The sequence below is a fragment of the Calidithermus roseus genome, from assembly GCF_003574095.1.
GTDB classification, from domain to species: Bacteria; Deinococcota; Deinococci; order Deinococcales; family Thermaceae; genus Calidithermus; species Calidithermus roseus.
This window is the reverse complement of record NZ_QWLA01000001.1, coordinates 14,123-32,684: the sequence shown is the minus strand read 5'-3', so window position 1 is coordinate 32,684 and position 18,562 is coordinate 14,123. Positions and strand designations below refer to the sequence as shown.

Genomic DNA, 18,562 nt, shown 5'->3' with positions numbered 1-18,562 from the left:
CGGAAACATACGAAAAAAGCTGCCTGGTCAGGCAGGAGCAAACTCCTGGAGCCGTGCCACGAGGTAACTGTTCCTTCACGCCAGCGCCTCTAATCTCTAAGCCACGGAGGCTTCTGGATGAATATTCAGCAGTATGGCTATAGCTTTAGACTACTGGTCCTGCTCTCGCTCATTCTGGTTGCCTGCACGCCCACAACAGGCAGCCTCAAGGTGAACATCGCGGGCCTACCGGCCGGGACCGACGCCAGGGTGACCGTAAGTAAGCAAGGTGGGGGGTATAGCAGAGAGGTCAAGAAGAGCGAAATCCTGAACAACCTCTCCAGCGGCACCTACCAAATCAGCGTATCGGACGTGAGCGCCGGGGGTTATACCTACAGCGGCACGGCCAGTAACGTCTCCGTCAAGGTAGAAGGCGGAAAGCAGGCCGAAGCCACCGTGAACTACGTGGCAAGCACGGGCAGCCTGGCCGTGAACATCACGGGCCTGCCTGAGGGCACGGGCGCCAGCGTCGCGGTGAGCGGCCCTGGGGGGTTCAGCCGGAACGTCACGGCCAGCACCACCCTCACCGGCCTAGCCCCCGGCGATTACAACGTCAACGCGGCGACGGTGAGCGCGAACGGTTTTGACTATGGCGCCTCGATTAATCCGAACCCGGTCAAGGTAAGCGCAGGGGCCACGGCGAGCATTCAGGTGAGCTACGGGCCCAGCAACGGCCAGCTGACCCTCAGCGTCAGCGGTATCCCCAGCGGGGCCAGCGCTTCGGTCACCGTGAACGGGGTAGACGGAGGCTTCAGCCAGACCCTTGTCTTCAGCAGCGACTCGAGCCAGAGCCTGGCAGTCCCCATTGGGCAGTACAACATCAGCGCCAACTCCTTTACCGCAGGGGGCACTACCTATGCGGGCACGGTGAGCGAATCGCCGGTCAGCGTGACCGGAGCCAGCACCAAGACGGTTAGCGTGACCTATAGTGCCAGCAGCGGAAATCTCCAGGTGAACGTCAGCGGGCTTCCCTCGGGCAGCGGCAAACCCATCACCATCAGCGGCCCCAGCGGGAGTTTTACTGTGGGCTCGAGACAGACCCGCACCGGCCTGGCCCCTGGCAATTACACGGTCACCGCCGCCGACGTTCTCAAGGACGGCAGCCGCTACGCCGGCACGGTCACGACCTCGCCGGTGACGGTCTCCGCGGGTGCGACGGCGTTGGTAGACGTCAGCTACAGCGCGATCACCGGGCGGCTGGTGGTGAACGTCAGCGGCCTGCCCGGTGGAGTCAACGCGAACGTCAGCGTGAGCGGCCCTGGCGGCTTCAGCCAGAACCTCACCGCCAGCGCCACCTTCGATGACCGCCAGCCCGGCACCTACATCATCGCTGCGAGCGATGTTCTCGAGAACGGCAGCCGCTACACCGGCAGCGTGAACTCCTCGCCGGTGACCGTGAGTGCGGGCGCGACAGCTTCGGTGAGTGTGGGCTACACGGCAGTAAGCGGGCGGCTGGTGGTGACGATTAATGGCCTGCCAACGGGCACCAACGCCAGCGTGAACGTGAGTGGGCCGGGGCTCAACCAGACCATTACCTCCAGCACGACCTTCGATGACCAGCAACCCGGCACCTACACCCTGAGCGTAAACGGCGTCACGGTCTCTCAGTCCGTCGTGGACGAGTACTACCAGGGCAACAACACTTCAGCGACGGTGACGGCAGGGAGTAGCGCCAGCGCCAGCGTAAGCTACGGCAAGTATGGCTCGGGCAAGCTCTGGGTCATCGAGTACGGCAGCAACAACGGCACCCCATCAGACCCCAGCGACGACCCCCCCAGCCGCCTGCTGGGCTATGACCAGGGCGCAGGAACGCAAACAGCAGTAAGCCTGGGCCTGTCAAACGGGTCACAGAAGGCGCGGGGAATGGCGCTCGACAAGGCGGGCAACCTCTGGGTGGGCATAGGGCCGGAGCCCTCGGGCAGCGGCGGCGAAATCCGCATGTACCGCGCCGCCGACCTCGCCAGCCCCTCGCCCAGTCCGGCGGTGACCATCACCAGCCCCGACCTGGGCACCCCGCGCGCCCTGGCCTTCGACAGCGCGGGCAACCTGTGGGTGGCCGACGAGTTCTACAACCAGATCCTACGCTTCGATGCTGGAGACTTGAGCGCTAACTACACGGGCCCCGCCAGGTACAAAATCCTGAACTTCGGCGGCACCATGACCACCCCAACCGGCCTGGCCTTCGACGCTAGCGGCAACCTGTGGGTAGTGGCTTTCTTCGGAACCAATGCGTCGGATACAGGCTCGGATTCGCCGGGCCAGGTGCTCAAGTTCAGCTCGAGCCAGCTCTCCAGGAGCGCGGGATACTACTCTGGCCGAGCAGCCCTGCTCATCTACGACAACACCCTCAACGGCAACGACAAAGCTTCCCTCCACGGCCCCATCAGCCTGGCCTTCGACAGCGCGGGCGGGCTGTGGGTCGCCAGCAAGCTGGGTGATTTCCTCTCGCGCTTCGACCCCTCCAGCCTCCCCCCCGATTGCGACGGCGACACTTCGTGCAGCCCCGGAACGGGCTCTTACGCCGGTGCGCCCGCAGTGAAGATCAGCAGCGACAATAGCTGGGTACAGCCCATCGGCCTGGCCTTCGACAACGCGGGCAACCTCTGGGTCAGCGACGACAGGCCACGTTCCGGCGTCAGCCTCCAGCAGCGCTTGCAGTGGAACCCCCGTATGCCTTACTTCTCGAGCGGCGGCACCGGGCAGATCGTCCGCTTCAGCGCTGCGCAACTGGCCAGCACCGGCTCCCCTACGCCCACCCAAGCCCTCAGCGGCATAAGCGTGCCGCTGGACACGTTCTTCAACCTTCCCCCCAGTGGCCTTCCGCTCTACGGACGCCCCTGATTGCTCCAGCGCTATCAACTTCACCCCCACCACCCGGTGGGGGTGAAAACATGCGTCCTGAAGTGGGCTATTGATCATCGGCAGCCTCTGCGAGGAGCTTATTGTAAGCTACTTGTATGTTTGAACCAGGTTTACTCAAAGAGAAGGTCATTCTAGTCACGGGCGGCGGGACCGGGCTCGGGCGCTCGATGAGCACGCGTTTCCTGGAACTGGGGGCTCGGGTGGCCATCGCCGGGCGGCGGCAGGAGGTGCTCGAGCGGGCCGCGCAGGAGATGATGGCAGAAACCGGGGGCGAGGTCCTGGGCGTGCCCTGCGACGTGCGCGACCCCGAAGCGGTCGTGAGCCTGATGAACAGCGTCCTGGGGCACTTTGGCCGCATCGACGTGCTGGTCAACAACGCAGCCGGCAACTTCATCTCTCCTACCGAACGCCTCTCCCACCGGGCGGTGGGCGCGGTGCTGGGCATCGTGCTGCACGGGACTTTCTACTGCACGCTCGAGCTGGGCAAGCGCTGGATCGCTAGCGCTCACAAGGGAGTCGTGCTCAACATCGCCACCACCTACGCCGAGGGTGGCTCGGGCTACGTGGTGCCCTCGGCGGTGGCCAAGGCCGGGGTGGTGGCCCTGACCCGCTCGCTGGCTGCCGAATGGGGTAAATACGGCATCCGGCTCAACGCCATAGCCCCGGGGCCTTTCCCCACCGAAGGAGCCTGGAGCCGTCTGATGCCCACCCCCGAGATCGAAAAGCTCTTTATGGAGCGCATCCCCCTGCGCCGCGTGGGCGAGCACAAGGAGCTGGCCAACCTCGCCGCCTACCTCATCTCCGACTACGCGGGCTTCATCACCGGCGACCTCATCTACATCGACGGCGGGGAGAAGGTGTGGGGCTCAGGCGAGTTCAACGTGCTCGATGCCGTGACCAAGGAGCAGTGGGACGCGCTCGAGGCGATGCGGAAGAAGCAGGGGGGTTGAACGGCGTTTCGCGCATGACCTACGGCTACCGACCATCGACTACCGACGGCTTGGCCACGCTCGAGTCCTCCTCGGCATAAAGCGCCGTGGTGAGGTATTTGGAGCCGGAGTCCGGGCTGATGCAGGCCACCCGCTTGCCCTCGCCCAGCTCCTTGGCCACCTGAAGGGCGGCCCAGACGATGCCACCGCTGCTCATGCCCAGGAAGAGCCCCTCCTCCCTGGCCAGGCGCCTGGCCAGCGGGAAGGCTTCCTCCTCCCAGACCTGAACCACCCGGTCGAGCATCCGCACGTCGAGGTTGGGCGGGATGAACCCCGGCCCCATGCCCTGGAACTGATGCTGCCCCATCTGGCCGCCGGAGAGCACGTTGGAGCGGGCCGGCTCGCAGGCGATGATCTGCACGCCGGGGATGCGCTCGCGCAGGTAGCGCCCCACGCCCATGATGGTGCCTCCGGTGCCCGAGCCGTAGACGAAGGCATCGATGCGGCCTTCCATCTGAGCGAAGAGCTCGGGGCCGGTGGTCTCGTAGTGGGCCCGGATGTTGGCGGGGTTGGCGAACTGGTCGGGCATGAAGCCTCCGGTCTCGAGCGCGATCTCCTGGGCCTTCTCGCGCGCGGCCAGCATGCGCCGCTCGGGGTCGGTGAGCACCAATTCGGCCCCGTAAGCCCGCAGCGTGCGCTTGCGCTCGTCCGACATCTGCGCGGGCATGCACAGGATGAGCCGGTAGCCCCGGCTGGCGGCGACCATCGCCAGCCCGATACCCGTGTTGCCGCTGGTGGGCTCGACGATGACCTGCCCCGAGCCGGGTTTGAGAATGCCGCGCTCCTCGGCGTCGCGCACCATGTACCAGGCGGGGCGGTCCTTGATGGAGCCGCCGGGGTTGGAGCCCTCGAGCTTCACGAAAACCTCGGCCATGCCGGGTTCGACGACCCGGTGCAGCCTGACCAGAGGGGTCTTGCCGATGACGTGCTCGATAAACATGTCCCCCAGCATACGGCTGCGATGGTCAAATGGCGTGCAGGCAGGCACAAAACCGAAAAGCGAAGCGGTGACTATTTGCATTGCGCCGGGATGGTAAACTCAGGCGTTTGAATGCCCGCGGAAGATTCGGTTTCCGCCGGGCATGACAGGTGTGCTGATGATTGCAACGCAAGACCACGTGGTGACCATCCGTTACGTCCTCAAAGTCGAGGGTGAAGTCATCGACCAGGGCGAGCTGCCCTACCTGCACGGGTATGGCAACATCATCCCCGGCCTCGAGGAAGCCCTCGAGGGCAAGCAGGTGGGCGATTCGCTCCAGGTCAGCGTGCCCCCGGAGAAGGCTTATGGCCTGGAAGACCCCGAGGGCGTGCGGGTGATCCCCCGCGACCAATTCCCCCCTGACGCTCCCCTCGAGCCCGGCGTGCAGCTCTTTGCCCAGGACGAAGACGGCCAGGTGCTGCCCTTCTGGATCATGGAGGTGGATGGGGACGAGGTCACCATCGATTTCAACCACCCCCTCGCGGGCGAAACCCTCAACTTTGACGTGACCATCTCGAGCATCCGCGCGGCTACCCAGGAAGAGCTCGAGCACGGCCACGTACACGATCCCGAAGGACACGTCCACTAGATAGCTAAACGCAAGGCGCCGGGGGCCTGGGGCTCCCGGCGTTTGGCATTTAACGCTGGGGGTTCGACGCTCGGCACCTCCGAGCCATCGGCCATCGACACTTTCTCAAGCCAGCAGACCCGTAGGCAGCGGCTGGCCCTTGGGCAGCCAGAAGGAGAGGTACTCCTGCTCGAGCCGCATCAGCAGCCGCAGGCCCTCCTCGGTTTCAAAGCGCATGAACAGAGGCAGGCTGAAACGGGCCTCGCCCCGCTCGATGCGGAAGTTCTCGTAGGTGTAGGCCATGTAGAAGTCCTGCTCGCTTTGCATCAGGCGCTCGGTGTAGAACACCACGGTCTCGCCGTAGCCCTTGGTGGCCTTGCTGATATCTTCCCAGAAGATCTCCTGGGCCTCGGCCTCGCTCAGGTATTCCCCGCTGACCACCCCCAGCCTCCCGTAGAAGGCCGCGGGGAAGTCCTTGAACTCGTAGTAAAGGCCCCGGGGGCCGTGCCACAGCCGGATCAGGCCGTTCTCGTAGCACCGGCCCTCGGCGCTCTCACGGGCGAACTCGCGGGCCAGGCTGAGGTGCTCGAGGTTGGGGAAGGAACCGGCCTCGAGGCCCTCGAACAGCAGTCGCTGGGGATCGATCACCAAGCCGCTGAGGGCGAGAATGTTGGGTTTGGTGCGGGTTTTGCGCTTATTCCGCAGGGCCATTTTACTCCTTGCCATCCTCACTTCTCTCCCACGTGCAGCGCGGCGATCCCGCCGGTGAACAGCCTGTATCGCACCCTGAAACCGGCTTTTTCCATCATCCCTCTCAGCGCTTCGGGGGGCGGAAAGCGCTCGACCGATGCGGGCAGGTAGCGATAGGCGGCGGCGTTGCCCGAGATCAGGCCGCCGATATAGGGCAGCACGCGGGTGAAGTAGAAACGGTAAAGCACGCCCAGCCCGCTTTTGGGGGGCGGGGGGAACTCGAGAATGCACAGCCGCCCACTGGGCCGCAACACCCGGTAAAGCTCGGCCAGGGCGCGCTCGTAGTCGGCGAAGTTGCGAAAACCGAAGGCGACGGTGATGGCGTCGAAGTACGCGTCGGGGAAGTCGAGCTCGAGCGCGTCGGCTTCCTGAAAGCGCACCTGCAAGCCGCTTTTTTGAGCTTTGGCGCGGGCGAGCTCGAGCATGGGCAGGGCGAAGTCGGCGCCCACTACCTCGGCTTCGGGAGCGCTTTTCTTGAGCAACAGCGTCAGGTCGCCGGTGCCGCAGGCCAGGTCGAGCACCCGTTTGGGGCCATGCTTCAGGGCTTCGCGCACGGTAGCCCGCCGCCAACTCTGATCTACCCCCGCGGAGAGGAGGCGGTTGAGCAGGTCATAGCGCGGGGCGATCTGGCTGAACATCGCCCTCACCGTCTGGGGATCGCGTTCGCGACTTAGCTCAGGCGTGGTCGGCTGGGTTTTGCCATCCCTCTCCGGCAGCACCGAACGAGTGTAGCACAAGAGGCTGGAAGCAAACGACCCCTGGAGTGAGGGATGAGCAGCTACCACCAGCCCCGGCGCTTCATCCACAAAGCCAGCAGGCCCGCGATCACCACCAGTCCACTCCAGAAGAACAACCTGCCGTAGGGCCAATGGTACTCGCTGAAGCTGTCGAAGTTGGTGCCGTAAATCCCGGCCCACAGCGTCATGGGCAGGAAGAGCACCGAGATGACCGTGAGGGCCTGTACGACCTTGTTCAGGCGGTTGCTCTGGGCGGAGAGGTAGACCTCGAGCACGTTGGAAAGCTCGTCTCGAGCCGCGTCGAGGCCCTCGTAGACCCGGCCCATGCGGTCGGTGAGGTCGCGGAAGAGGTAGGCATCGCTGCCGAGCTCAGGCAGGCGCTCGAGGTGCAGCAGGGCCTCGCGGGCCTGCGAGACCAGCCGCCGGATGCGCAGCACCTCGCGCCGCTGGGCGAACACCTGGCGGGGGACCTGGCTGGTGTCGTCGCCGTCGAGCGCGAGCTCCTCGAGGTCTTCGAGCCGGTCGGTGAGGGCTTCGACGTAGGCGAAGAAGGTCTCCACCCCCCTATCGACGAGTTGCTGCCACAGCCAGATGCAGCTCCCACCCCGGAAGCTCTCCCAGGCTTTCTCGATGTACTCGACGGGCTCGTTGCGGTAGGTCAGGAGCACCTGGCTCTGCGGGAAGTAGAAATAGCTCACCCGCTCAGTGCGGCTCTTAGGGGTGTGGGGGGTCTCGAGGGTGCGGAAGATGAGGAAGAGGTGGTTGGGGTACTGCTCGAAGCGGCTCCAGTGCCCGATCTCCTGGGCGTCCTCGAGGGCGAGGGGGTTGATAGGGTACTGGCTCTTGAGCAGCTCGACCTCCGCGGGCGTGGGAGTCTCGACGTCCACCCAAACCCGCGCTTGCAGGGGCCCAGAGGTCATGCCGTCAGCGAGCTGCTTGGCGCGGATCATATTCCAATCAAACGCGAGAACAGCATACCTGCCGGGGACAGCGGGTAGTTACTGGGTGCTCTGGATCAGCCAGTCGAGGTAATCCTTGGAGCCGTGCTGGATGGGCAGGGCAATGATCTCGGGCACGGTGTAGGGGTGGAGCTCCTTGATGCGGGCCTCGAGGGCGGCGTAGCGCTCCTGGCGGGTCTTGATGATCAGCAGCAACTCCTCACCGCTCGTCACCTCGCCCTCCCAGCGGTAGACCGAGGTCAGGCGGGGCAGCACGTTCACGCAGGCCGCGAGCCCCTCCGCCACCAGGGCGTGCGCGATGCTCTGGGCGGAGTCCTCGTCGGGGACGGTACACAGCACCACCAGGTTCATACCCTGTCAGGATACGCGGCCTCGTCGGCGAAGACCAGCACCTCGGGCGCTCGGATCCGGCTCGGGGGCACGTCCTCGCCGCGCAGGAAGCGGGCCAGGGCCTCGCGCTTGCTGGCCCCAGTCACCAGGTACACCACCAGTTGCGTCTGCGAAAGGGCCTTGGGGCTCAGCGAGACCCGCTCGGGCGGGGGCTTGGGGGCGCCGTGGACCGGCAGCACCAGGCGCTCGCTGCCCAGGTCCACGTGCGGCCAGAGGCTGGCGGTGTGGGCGTCCTCGCCCAGCCCCAGCGTCACCACGTCGAAGGGCAGCAAGGACTCCACCAGCCCCTCGCTCGCCTCGGCGGAGCGCTCGGGCCCGAGTTCGGCCCGGAAGGAGTGCAGCGTGTAGGGCAGGACCGTCGTGCCGATGGCCTTTGCAATCTGCACGTCGTTGCGCTCGAGGTGGCCCTCGGGCAGGCAGCGCTCATCGGAGGCGATGAGCTGCACGCGGTTCCACAGGATGTCGGCCTGGCCGAAGGCCCGGTAGGCGGCCAGCGGGGTGTTGCCTCCGCCCAGCACCGCGCGGCCCCCAGCCGACAGACGCTCGGCCAGCAGGCGGGCGAGGGCTTCGGAGGCGGCCTGGGGGGTGGAAAAACGCTGAACCTGGTAGCTCATAAGAGGTTCTTGAATTCCTCGATGCTCAAGCCGGCATCCCGGACCAACCCACCCATGGTGGTGGCGTTGATCAGGTTGTGGCAGGGAATGGTCAAGACCCGTACGCCATCGCTCATGACGGTATGTTTGCCCTGGCGGATGATCCTGAAGCCCGCTTTCTCAAAAGCCCGGATGGCCTCGAGGTGATTGATGCCCGGCAGTTTCGGCATTAAGCCGCGACCTCGACCTCACGGGTCATCGCGTCCTGGGTTAACTCGGCGATCGCCTCGAGGTACTCGTGGATGGCCTCTCGGATGTTCTCGAGGGCTTCGGCTTCGTCGCGTCCCTGGCTCCAGCAGCCCGGCAATCCTGGGACCGAGACCGCGTAGCCTTCCTCGGAAGGGTGCAAAACAACCGTGTATTTCATCGCCCGTATTGTAGCAACCCCACCATTAAAGGCTGCGCCAGCGGTGCAGGTCTTCCATCAGGTAGTGCTGCCCGGCGGGGCCGTCGGAGCCTACAGAGTAGAGTTCGACAGGCTGGTTGGCCCCCAGCACCGGCTCGATCAGGCGCCAGGCCCACTCCACCTCGTCGAAGCGGATGAACAAGCTGGCGTCGCCCTCAAGCGCGTCCAGGATCAGCGTGGCGTAGGCCGAGAGCTCGTGGGCGTCGCCGTTGCTGTAGGGGGTCGAGAGCACCACGGGCCTGGAGCCGAACTGCAAGCCGGGGGTCTTGACCTGCATCTCCAGGTGCAGTGATTCGTTGGGCTGAAGCTCCAGCACCACCCAGCTCGAGCCGGGGTCGCAGTGGGTGTCGGTGAAAAGCTGGGTGGGTGGCTCGCGGAACTGCACGGCGATGGTGGTGCGCTTCTTGCTCATCGACTTGCCCGTGCGCAAGTAGAAGGGCACGCCCTTCCAGCGCCAGTTGTCGAGGTACAGCCGCAGCGCCGCGAAGGTCTCGGTGTTGGAGCTCTTCACCCCGGCCTCCTCCAAGTAGCCCGTGTACTGGCCACGCACGATGTCGCCGGAGGAGAGCGGACGCGCCGAGCGCAGCACCTTGTTCTTCTCGTTTCTGAGCAGGTCGGCCTCGAGGCGGGGCGGGGGCTCGAGGGCCGAGAGGGTGAGCAGCTGCATCATGTGGTTTTGCATCATGTCGCGCACCGCCCCCACCTTGTCGTAAAAGGCTCCGCGCCCTTCGATGCCGATGCTCTCGGCGGCGGTGATCTGCACCTGGGCGATGTGCTGGGCGTTCCACAAGGGCTCGAGCCAGGAGTTGGCGAAGCGGAAGACCAGGATGTTCTGCACCGTCTCCTTGCCCAGGAAGTGGTCAATGCGCAGGATCTGGCTCTCGTCCCAGTGCTTCGTCAGGGTAGCCTGCAGCTCGAGGGCGCTCTGGAGGTCGTGGCCGAAGGGCTTCTCGATGACCAGGCGGCGGAAGTGGTTGCCCTTCTCGCGCGCCAGCCCGGCCTCGCCCAGCCCGGTGCCCACCACGGGGAAGGCGTCGGGGGGGAGGGAGAGATAGAAGATGCTCGAGGGAGCGCTGTCCTTGGCCAGGGCTTCAAAGCTCTCGGGCGAGAAGTCCATCTGGCGGTAGGTAGTGCGCCGGATGAAGCGCTCCACTACGTCGGCCTCGAGGTTCTTCTGGAACTCGGCGAGGGCTTCACGCACGCTCTTGTCAAACTCGTGCTCGCTCCAGGGCTTGCGGCCTACCCCCACGATGCGCAGTTCCTCGGGCAGGTAACCCGCGGCCTCGAGTTCGTAGATGGCCGGAAACAGCTTGCGCGCGGCCAGGTCGCCGGTCGCACCGAAGATCACCAGGTCGATCATGGGCACCCTCTGGCCGCGCCGCAGACCAAACGCCAAACACCAAACGCCATGAGTCTCACCATCGTCCGTGCTCCCCCTCAGTCTTGGGCCTTCCTCACCCCGTGCCCGCCGAACATCTTGCGCATCACTGCCAGCAGGCGCTCGTCGTAGTCTTCCTCGTCCTGGCTCTCGAAGCGGGTAAAAAGCGACTGGGTGATCACCGGGATGGGCACCCCCAGTTCGACGGCCTCGAGCACCGTCCAGCGCCCCTCGCCCGAGTCGGCCACCACCGGGGCGATGTCGCCCAGGTCCTGGTCGCTGGCGAGGTACTGCGCCGTGAGGTCGAGGAGCCAGCTCCTGATCACCGTCCCGTGCCGCCAAGCCTCGGTGAGGCGGGCTAAGTCGAAGCCGAACTCCCGCTTCTTGCGCAGCAGGTTGAGCCCCTCGGCCAAAGCTTGCATCATGCCGTACTCGATGCCGTTGTGGACCATCTTGGCGAAGTGCCCCGCCCCCACCGGCCCGGCGTGGACCCAACCGCTATCGGGGGAGGGGGCCAGCGCCCGGAGCACGGGCTCGAGCCGCCGCGCCACCTCCGGCGTGCCCCCCAACATCAGGCCGTAGCCGTTCTCGAGGCCCCACACCCCGCCCGAGACCCCCACGTCGGCGAAGAGGATGCCCCGCTCGGCCAGCCGGGCCGCGCGCCGCTGGGAGTCCTTGTAGTAAGCGTTGCCCCCGTCGATCACCAGGTCGCCGGGCTCGAGCACGTTCGCCAACTCGCTCAGGGTGTTCTCGGTGATCGCTCCCGCCGGGAGCATCAGCCATACCGTGCGTGGCGCGGGAAGTAAGCCGCGCAGAGCCTCCAGGGAGGGGGCGGCAACCAGCCCCTCGGCTTCCAGCGCCCGCACCGCTTCGGAGGCCTGGTCGTAGCCCAGCACGCCGAAGCCCGCCCGCAGCAGGCGGCGGGCCATGTTGCCTCCCATTCGTCCCAGGCCGATCATCGCCAGGTCCATGCCCCAAAGTTTATCGTGCTTTGCACTCATTCGCTCCGAGGAGTCGGGGACGTGCCCTCGACGACGCGACTCAGAAAGCGTTTATCTTCGCCGGTTAGACTCGAGTTCATGAGACTCCTGTTTGTGCCGCTGGTGCTTTTACTCTCGTCGTGCGTGCTGATGGTGCAGCCCACGCCCGCACCTGAGCCCGACAGGTCGCCCACCCTGGTCAACAGCCGTCTTGGCCTTCCGGCCTACCCCGGCAGCCGCATCCTCAAAAGAGAAGAAAAGAGCAATGGCTCGAGCGAGGTCGAGTTCGAGACCGGCGCCGACCTCGACCGCGTTTACGCCTACTTCCACGACTTCCTCTCCAGAGCCGGGTGGAGCCGCTGGACCCTGGAGCGCAAGAGCCAAGCCACCAAGATCGAAGCCCGCTACCAGCGCAACAACCTGAGCTTCAAGCTCGAGCTCGACCAGGAAGGCCGCAGCGGGCGGTACAAGATGAGCATCGATTTTTAGCTGCCAAGCTCAAGTCCCTTCCTGCCACGAGGCCAGGTAGCGCTCCTGCTCGGGGGTGAGCCGGTCGATGCGAACGCCCATGGCCTCGAGCTTGAGCCGGGCGATTTCCTGGTCGATGGCCTCGGGAACGGGGTGAACGCCCACCTCGAGCCTCCCCCGCTCCTTGAGCATGTACTCCACCGAGAGGGCCTGGTTGGCGAAGGACATGTCCATCACCGCGCTGGGATGGCCCTCGGCGGCGGCCAGGTTGACCAGGCGACCCTCGGCCAGCAAGTTGATGCTGCGTCCGCCCTCCACGGTGTACTGCTCGATGAAGGGGCGGCCCACGCGCTTCTCGCGGGCGGCGGTCTCGAGCGCGGGGATGTTGATCTCGACGTTGAAGTGACCCGAGTTGCAGAGGATGGCCCCATCCTTCATCACCGCGAAGTGCTGCGCATCAAGCACGTTGATGTTACCGGTGACGGTGATGAAGATATCGCCGATGCGGGCGGCCTCGAGCATGGGCATGACCACGTAGCCGTCCATGGTGGCCTCGAGGGCCTTGAGCGGGTTGACCTCGGTCACCACCACGTGCGCCCCCATACCCCGCGCGCGCGAAGCCACGCCCCGCCCGCACCAGCCATAACCCGCCACCACCACGGTCTTGCCCGCCAGCAGCACGTTGGTGGCTCGGATGATGGCATCCAGGGTGCTCTGGCCGGTGCCGTAGCGGTTGTCGAACATGTGCTTGGTCTGGGCGTCGTTGACGGCGATGACTGGGTAGGAAAGCACTCCATCGGCGGCCATGGCCCGCAGTCGGATCACGCCGGTGGTGGTCTCCTCAGTGCCGCCGAAGATGTTCGGCAGCAGGCCGCGGCGCTCCTTGTGGATGAGGCTCACCAGGTCGCAGCCGTCGTCCATGGTGAAGTGGGGCTCGTGGGCCAAGGTGGCCTCGAGGTGGGCGTAATACGTCTTGGTGTCCTCGCCTTTGATGGCATAGACCGGGATCTCGTCATGGACCACCAGCGAAGCCGCCACGTCGTCCTGGGTCGAGAGCGGGTTGGAGGCGCACAGGGCCACCTGGGCACCGCCCGCCTTCAAGGCCCGCACGAGATTGGCGGTCTCGGTGGTGACGTGCAGGCAGGCCGCAATGCGAACGCCCTCGAGCGGCTTCTCTCGCGCGAAGCGCTCAGCGATCTGGCGCAGCACCGGCATCTCCTGGGCCGCCCAGTCAATGCGGCCCCGTCCCATCTCGGCCAAATCCAAGTCCCGAATGTCGTAATCCTTGACGGCCACAGTACCCTCCTTAGCATCCCGGTGTGGGGTGCTTCCAGTGTACCGGGTCGCAAGCGTTGGATACCGAGCGCTCGAGGACCTTCGAGGCCATCAGCCGTCAGCAGTGAGCCGTTAGCTCGTGGCTCGTGGTTTGTCGAGGGTCTAAGTCGAGGGGCGAGGCGTATTGCGTACGACGTACGACCCGCGTTCAACGTACGACATCACGCGATCTCCACCGTCTCCTGCACGATCACCCCGCGCTCGAGCACCTCTCGAGCCAGTTCGCGGGCGGTGGCCAGGTCGTGGTCACGCCAGTTGCCGCACTCGAGCTCCGAGACCCCCGGAATGTCCGCGCCGTGGTTGACCACGTCCTGCAGGGTCTGCTCGAAGGCTTCCCTGACCCGCTCGGGGCCGATCTCGCCCAGCGCCACCATGTAGAAGCCGGTGCGGCAACCCATCGGGGAGATGTCCACGATGCCCTCGAGGTGGGCGCGCATGTACCCGGCGAGCAGGTGCTCGAGGGTGTGGATGGCCCCGGTGGGCATGGCCCCCTGGTTGGGCTGGATGAAGCGCAGGTCGTACTTCTCGATGCGGTCACCTCTGGGCGTGAGCTTGACCCCGGCCAGCCGCACGTAGGGGGCGCGCACCTTGGTGTGGTCGAGGCGGAAGGATTCGACAATCACGTAGTCCGACATAGCCACGAGTCTAGAGCCTCGAGGGGTGGAGGGGGGGCCTCGAGGTCACGTTTATGGGAGTGCCGATAGTCATCCGCCGTAGGCAACCCGCGCGCCCTAACTCCGCAGTTTGCGCCACAGCTCGGGCGTGAAGAGCGAGAAGACCGCGATCAGTTCGATACGCCCGGCCCACATCTGGAAGATCAGCACTAGTTTGGACAGAGGGTGCAGCTCAGCATAGTGGGCCATCGGCCCTACTGCCCCCAACCCCGGCCCGATGTTGCCCACAGCGGCGGCGGAAGCCGTGAAGGCTACGACGAAATCTTCCTCGAGCATCCCCAGCACTACTGCCCCGAAGCCGAAGAGCATCACGTAGAGGGTGATGAAGGCCGCGACCGAGCGCATGGCGTCGTCGGTGAGGCTCTTCTTACCCACCCGCAGCGGCAGCACCGCCTGGGGGTGCAGCACCCGTATGAACTCGCGCCGCACGATAGCCCCCACCACCAGCCAGCGGATCACCTTGATGCTGCCGCCCACGCTTCCCGCGCTGCCCCCCACGAACATCAAGGACACCAGGATGGCCTGCGCGGAGATAACCCATTGGGCAAAGTCGGTGCTGGCGAAGCCGGTCCCAGTGATCAGCGAGGTAACCTGGAAGTAGGCGTGGCGCAGGGCGGGCTCGAGGCCGTAGCCGTGGCGCAGGTAGAGGGTGAGGGCCAGGGCCAGCCCGGCGAACAGCACGACTAGGCCATAGGCGCGGAACTCAGGGTCGCGCATGGGGGCGCGCAACTCACGCCCGAAGAACACCCGGTACTGCAAAAGCAGGTTGACTCCGGTGAGAAACATCACCCCCGCTGCTACCCACTGGATGAGGGGGCTGTAGGCAGAGAAGCTCTGGGGGTTGGGGCTGAAGCCTCCTGCGGATACGGTGGAGAGGGTGTTGGCAACGGCCTCGAAAGGGGACATGCCGCACAGGAGGTAGGCTACCAGGGTCACCGCCGTCAGGGTTAGGTAGACCCGCAGGATGGCCTGGGCGGTCTGCCGCAGCTTTGGGGTGAGCTGTTCCTTTTGTACCCCCGTGATCTCGGCGAAAAACATCTGCCGCCCGGCCACCGCCAGGTGGGGCAACACCACGATGAACAGCACCAGAATCCCCATGCCGCCAAACCACTGGATCAGGCTGCGCCACAAGAACAGCCCATAGCCCCAGGCGCTGAAGTCGCTCAGCACCGTGGCCCCGGTGGTGGTGAAGCCGGACATGGCCTCGAATAGCGCGTCAAGGTAGGGCATCCCGCCCGAAACCCAGAAGGGCACCGCCCCCAGCACCGGGATCATCAGCCACAAAGCCGCCACCGTGAAGAGGGCCTCGGCCCGGCTGGGCTCACTGCGGACACTTCCCAGACGGCGAAAGAGCAACCCCATGCCGATCCCCAGCAGCGCCCCCAGCACAAAACCCAGCACGTCCTCGCCGTAGAGGCCATCCACCACGCCCAGCAGACCCATAACGCCGCCCAGGCCCAGAAAAACCGTCCCCGTGACGTAGGTCGCCACCGGGATCGGCGACAGGGGGGCTTCAGCTGACCTTCGCCAGGACCGCATCGGTGACCTCGCGGGCAGAGAGGATGAGGATTTTGTCACCTGGGTTGGCGCTGAGGTTGGGTTCGGGCAGAAAGACCCTGCGCTCGCGCTCGAGGGCCACGGCCACCGCCCCTTGGGGCAGCTCGAGCCGACTCAGGGGCCTGGAGCGGAAGTCGGGGGGGAGCTCGAGCTCCATGAGCTCCACCCGGTCTTCGATGAGGGCCAGGTGGTCGATGTTGTCGGGCAACAGCCAGTCGAGCACCTCGCGCACGGCGGCCTGGCGCGGGGTCATGGGGATGTCGATGCCCACGTGCTCGAAGAGGCGGCGGTTCTCGGTGCGGTTGACGCGGGTGATCACCTTGGGCACGCCCTGTTGCTTGGCGATGAGCGATACCAGCAGGTTTTTCTCGTCGTTCTCCGTGACGGCTACCAGCACGTCGGTGCGGTCGAGCCCCTCCGACTCCAAGAGTTCGAGGTTGGTGCCGTCGCCCTCGAGCACCCAGGCTCCGGGCAAGTTCTCAGCCAGCCAGGCGCAGCGCTCGGAGTTGTGGTCGATGATGGTGACCTCGAGGCGACGCGTCAGGAGCTCCTTGGCCGTCATGTAGCCCACGTTCCCCCCACCCACCACCATCACCCGCCGCACGCCCCGGCTGCGCTTGGAGGCGAAGCAGGCCTGGATGGCGTCGAAGCCGGGGTGGGTGGTCATGAAGAACAGACGGTCTTCGGGCTCGAGGACCAGGGTTTTGAAATCGAAATCGGTGGAGGCAATGAAGCGCTCCTCCCGCAGCACCCCAGCCAGGAACACCCCCTCGGGCCAGTCCAGCAGGGCTATCTCCTTTTGGGCATAAGGGCCGCCCTCCTGCACCCGGTATTCCACGAAGTGCAGGCGACCGCCCGCTACTACCTCGGCATCGACCGCGCCGGGCACCTGGATCACCTCGACGATCTCCTTAGCCAGCGAGCGCTGAGGCCACAGCACCTTGTCGATGCGCGTACCCAGGATCTCGATGGCGCGGGGGTCGTTGAGAATGTCCATGTAGCTGGCTTTGCCTACGAAGCACAACGTTTCCCTGGCCCCCAGGCCCTTGGCCAGCATGCAGGCCAGCAGGTTGACCTCGTCCCAGTTGGTCGCGGCCACGAAGACATCGGCCATGTCCACCTTGGCCTCGCGCAGAACCTCCACGTCGGTGGCCGAACCCACCAACACCTGCACGTCGAGTTGGGCCAGTTTCTCGCGGGTTTCGGCCTCGCGGTCGATGACCACGATGTCGTGAACGGTGTGAAGAGCTTTGGCAATCTGGCCGCCGATCTCGCCTGCTCCCGCAATGACGATGTGCATAGCTCAGCTCCGCTGAGCGCCCAAGGCCAAACGCTGGACACCGCACGCCGAAACAGCGGGCGTACGACGTAGAACGCATGGCGCAGGACGCTTCATCAAAACGACCTTAGCTTACAACCGGATTAGGCTGTCTGCCACGCCCATCACCGGAACATTGGGCTTCCAGGCCACCGCCCGGGTCATCTCCCCGTACAGGTCGTAGGTGTCGGCTTGGGTGATCCTTACTTCGATGATGTCACCGATCTTGACCGTGCCGTCGGTGTCGGCGTAGACCAGCCCGTCGATGCCCGGAGCATCGTACTTGCTGCGGCCTACCACCTGTCCCGGCAGTTCGCCGTACTCATCGACGATGACCTCGAGCACCTGCCCCACGCGCGAGCGGTTCTTCTCGAGGCTCACCCGGCTTTGCAGCTCCATGAGGCGGGCCCTGCGCTCCTCCTTGACCTCTTCGGGCACACGGCCCTCCAGGGCGTTGGCGTCGGCGCCCTCCACCTCGGAGTAGGTGAAGCAGCCCACCCGGTCGAGCCGGGCCTCAGCGATGAAGTCGAGGAGAAGCTGGAAATCCTCCTCACTCTCGCCGGGAAAGCCCACGATGAAGCTCGAGCGGATGGCCAGGTCGGGGGCGATGGCGCGCCACTCCTGGATGGTCTTGAGGTGGCTCTCGGCCCCGCCGGGGCGACGCATGGCCCGCAGGACGCGGGGGCTGGCGTGCTGAAGGGGCACGTCGAGGTAGGGCAGCAGCCTGCCCTCGGCCATCAGCGGGACTAGCTCGCGCACGTGGGGGTAGGGGTAGACGTAGTGCAGGCGCACCCAGGCCCCCAATTCGGAGAGTTCGCGCACGAGGTCGACGAGGTGGGCCCGCACCTTCCTGCCCGCGTAGTCAGACTCGCGGTGGCGAATGTCCACGCCGTAGGCCGAGGAGTCCTGGGCGATAACCAGGAGTTCCTTGGTGCCCGTGCTCACCAGCCGGGTGGCCTCGAAGAGCACCTCGGCGGCATCGCGCGAGACCTGCAGACCGCGCAGCTTGGGGATGATGCAGAAGCTGCACTTGTGGTTGCAGCCCTCGGCGATCTTGAGGTAGGCGTAGTGGCGCGGGGTGAGCTTGACGGCGGGCGGGATGAGGGCGGTGAAGGGGTTGGCGTCGGGCGGGATGACCTGGTGCACGGCGGCGAGCACCCGGTCTACCTCGCCGGGGCCGGTGACCTCGAGCACCTCTGGGTGCGCCGCCTTGACGACCTCGGGCCTGGCCCCCAGGCAGCCGGTGACGATCACCTTACCGTTCTCGGCCAGCGCCTCCCCGATGGCCGAGAGCGACTCCTCGACCGCCGGGGTGATGAAGCCGCAGGTGTTGACCACCACCACGTCGGCTCCGTCGTAGGTGGGGGAAGTCTCGTAGCCCTCCGCGCGCAAGCGCGAGAGGATCTGCTCGGAATCAACCAGCGCCTTGGGACAGCCCAAGCTCACGAAGCCAACCTTGCCTGCCATAGCTCTCCGGGCCCGCCGGCAGCCGCGCACGGCGCGGCCCGGGGGCAACCGCT

19 protein-coding genes are annotated in these 18,562 nt (G+C 65.7%); 4 read left to right on the top strand and 15 right to left on the bottom strand.

What is annotated here, in order from left to right:
• The first annotated feature begins 117 nt into the window (after window positions 1-117).
• Window positions 118-2,880 carry a hypothetical protein gene (locus tag Mrose_RS00140; protein ID WP_119275408.1) on the top strand — a complete coding sequence of 921 codons (2,763 nt, stop codon included), beginning with the start codon at window positions 118-120 and terminating at the stop codon, window positions 2,878-2,880.
• A gap of 116 nt (window positions 2,881-2,996) precedes the next feature.
• Window positions 2,997-3,851, top strand: coding sequence for an SDR family oxidoreductase (locus tag Mrose_RS00135; RefSeq protein ID WP_119275407.1), 855 nt, complete (start codon window positions 2,997-2,999; stop codon window positions 3,849-3,851).
• 25 nt (window positions 3,852-3,876) lie between these two features.
• Here the strand turns inward: Mrose_RS00135 and cysK are convergent, their stop codons facing one another.
• Window positions 3,877-4,830, bottom strand: a complete 954-nt coding sequence (gene cysK, locus Mrose_RS00130; RefSeq protein ID WP_119275406.1) for a cysteine synthase A — start codon at window positions 4,828-4,830, stop codon at window positions 3,877-3,879.
• 157 nt (window positions 4,831-4,987) lie between these two features.
• On the opposite strand from cysK, the gene Mrose_RS00125 reads away from it, so the two are divergent.
• On the top strand, window positions 4,988-5,458 hold the full coding sequence (locus tag Mrose_RS00125; RefSeq protein WP_119275405.1) for an FKBP-type peptidyl-prolyl cis-trans isomerase: 471 nt from the start codon (window positions 4,988-4,990) through the stop codon (window positions 5,456-5,458).
• Between the two features lie 105 nt (window positions 5,459-5,563).
• On the opposite strand, the gene Mrose_RS00120 is transcribed toward Mrose_RS00125, so the two are convergent.
• The 9 genes from Mrose_RS00120 to gnd all read right to left on the bottom strand — a co-directional run bounded on the left by Mrose_RS00120 (window position 5,564) and on the right by gnd (window position 11,681).
• Complete coding sequence (locus Mrose_RS00120) at window positions 5,564-6,148, bottom strand: hypothetical protein (protein WP_119275404.1); 585 nt, start codon at window positions 6,146-6,148, stop codon at window positions 5,564-5,566.
• A gap of 17 nt (window positions 6,149-6,165) precedes the next feature.
• A complete protein-coding gene (gene ubiE, locus Mrose_RS00115) occupies window positions 6,166-6,906 on the bottom strand; it encodes a bifunctional demethylmenaquinone methyltransferase/2-methoxy-6-polyprenyl-1,4-benzoquinol methylase UbiE (RefSeq protein WP_275052644.1) in 741 nt (246 codons plus the stop codon).
• Between the two features lie 59 nt (window positions 6,907-6,965).
• A complete protein-coding gene (locus Mrose_RS00110; protein ID WP_119275403.1) occupies window positions 6,966-7,874 on the bottom strand; it encodes a magnesium transporter CorA family protein in 909 nt (302 codons plus the stop codon).
• Between the two features lie 48 nt (window positions 7,875-7,922).
• A complete protein-coding gene (gene cutA / locus Mrose_RS00105) occupies window positions 7,923-8,234 on the bottom strand; it encodes a divalent-cation tolerance protein CutA (RefSeq protein ID WP_119275402.1) in 312 nt (103 codons plus the stop codon).
• Window positions 8,231-8,887: a 6-phosphogluconolactonase gene (locus Mrose_RS00100; RefSeq protein WP_119275401.1), complete on the bottom strand. Its 657-nt coding sequence runs from the start codon at window positions 8,885-8,887 to the stop codon at window positions 8,231-8,233. Before Mrose_RS00100 ends, cutA begins: the two co-directional genes overlap by 4 nt.
• Window positions 8,884-9,096: a type II toxin-antitoxin system HicA family toxin gene (locus tag Mrose_RS00095; RefSeq protein ID WP_119275400.1), complete on the bottom strand. Its 213-nt coding sequence runs from the start codon at window positions 9,094-9,096 to the stop codon at window positions 8,884-8,886. Before Mrose_RS00095 ends, Mrose_RS00100 begins: the two co-directional genes overlap by 4 nt.
• Window positions 9,096-9,293, bottom strand: a complete 198-nt coding sequence (locus tag Mrose_RS00090; protein ID WP_027894091.1) for a type II toxin-antitoxin system HicB family antitoxin — start codon at window positions 9,291-9,293, stop codon at window positions 9,096-9,098. The genes Mrose_RS00095 and Mrose_RS00090 overlap by 1 nt, the downstream gene beginning before the upstream one ends.
• Before the next feature lie 25 nt (window positions 9,294-9,318).
• On the bottom strand, window positions 9,319-10,692 hold the full coding sequence (gene zwf, locus Mrose_RS00085; protein WP_119275514.1) for a glucose-6-phosphate dehydrogenase: 1,374 nt from the start codon (window positions 10,690-10,692) through the stop codon (window positions 9,319-9,321).
• A gap of 77 nt (window positions 10,693-10,769) precedes the next feature.
• Complete coding sequence (gene gnd, locus Mrose_RS00080) at window positions 10,770-11,681, bottom strand: phosphogluconate dehydrogenase (NAD(+)-dependent, decarboxylating) (protein WP_119275399.1); 912 nt, start codon at window positions 11,679-11,681, stop codon at window positions 10,770-10,772.
• Between the two features lie 108 nt (window positions 11,682-11,789).
• Here gnd and Mrose_RS00075 point away from each other — a divergent pair, with 108 nt between their 5' ends.
• Window positions 11,790-12,179: a hypothetical protein gene (locus tag Mrose_RS00075; RefSeq protein ID WP_119275398.1), complete on the top strand. Its 390-nt coding sequence runs from the start codon at window positions 11,790-11,792 to the stop codon at window positions 12,177-12,179.
• Window positions 12,180-12,188: 9 nt separating this feature from the next.
• On the opposite strand, the gene ahcY is transcribed toward Mrose_RS00075, so the two are convergent.
• The 5 genes from ahcY to rimO form a co-directional block, all read right to left on the bottom strand.
• On the bottom strand, window positions 12,189-13,454 hold the full coding sequence (ahcY, locus tag Mrose_RS00070) for an adenosylhomocysteinase (RefSeq protein ID WP_119275397.1): 1,266 nt from the start codon (window positions 13,452-13,454) through the stop codon (window positions 12,189-12,191).
• Window positions 13,455-13,654: 200 nt separating this feature from the next.
• Window positions 13,655-14,128, bottom strand: a complete 474-nt coding sequence (locus Mrose_RS00065; RefSeq protein WP_119275396.1) for an S-ribosylhomocysteine lyase — start codon at window positions 14,126-14,128, stop codon at window positions 13,655-13,657.
• A 96-nt stretch (window positions 14,129-14,224) separates the two neighbouring features.
• Window positions 14,225-15,706 carry a TrkH family potassium uptake protein gene (locus tag Mrose_RS00060; protein ID WP_119275395.1) on the bottom strand — a complete coding sequence of 494 codons (1,482 nt, stop codon included), beginning with the start codon at window positions 15,704-15,706 and terminating at the stop codon, window positions 14,225-14,227.
• Window positions 15,681-17,024 (bottom strand): Trk system potassium transporter TrkA, encoded by a 1,344-nt coding sequence (gene trkA / locus Mrose_RS00055; RefSeq protein WP_119275394.1) that lies wholly within the window; start codon window positions 17,022-17,024, stop codon window positions 15,681-15,683. The genes Mrose_RS00060 and trkA overlap by 26 nt, the downstream gene beginning before the upstream one ends.
• 111 nt (window positions 17,025-17,135) lie before the next feature.
• A complete protein-coding gene (gene rimO / locus Mrose_RS00050; protein WP_119275513.1) occupies window positions 17,136-18,509 on the bottom strand; it encodes a 30S ribosomal protein S12 methylthiotransferase RimO in 1,374 nt (457 codons plus the stop codon).
• Between the last annotated feature and the right edge of the window lie 53 nt (window positions 18,510-18,562).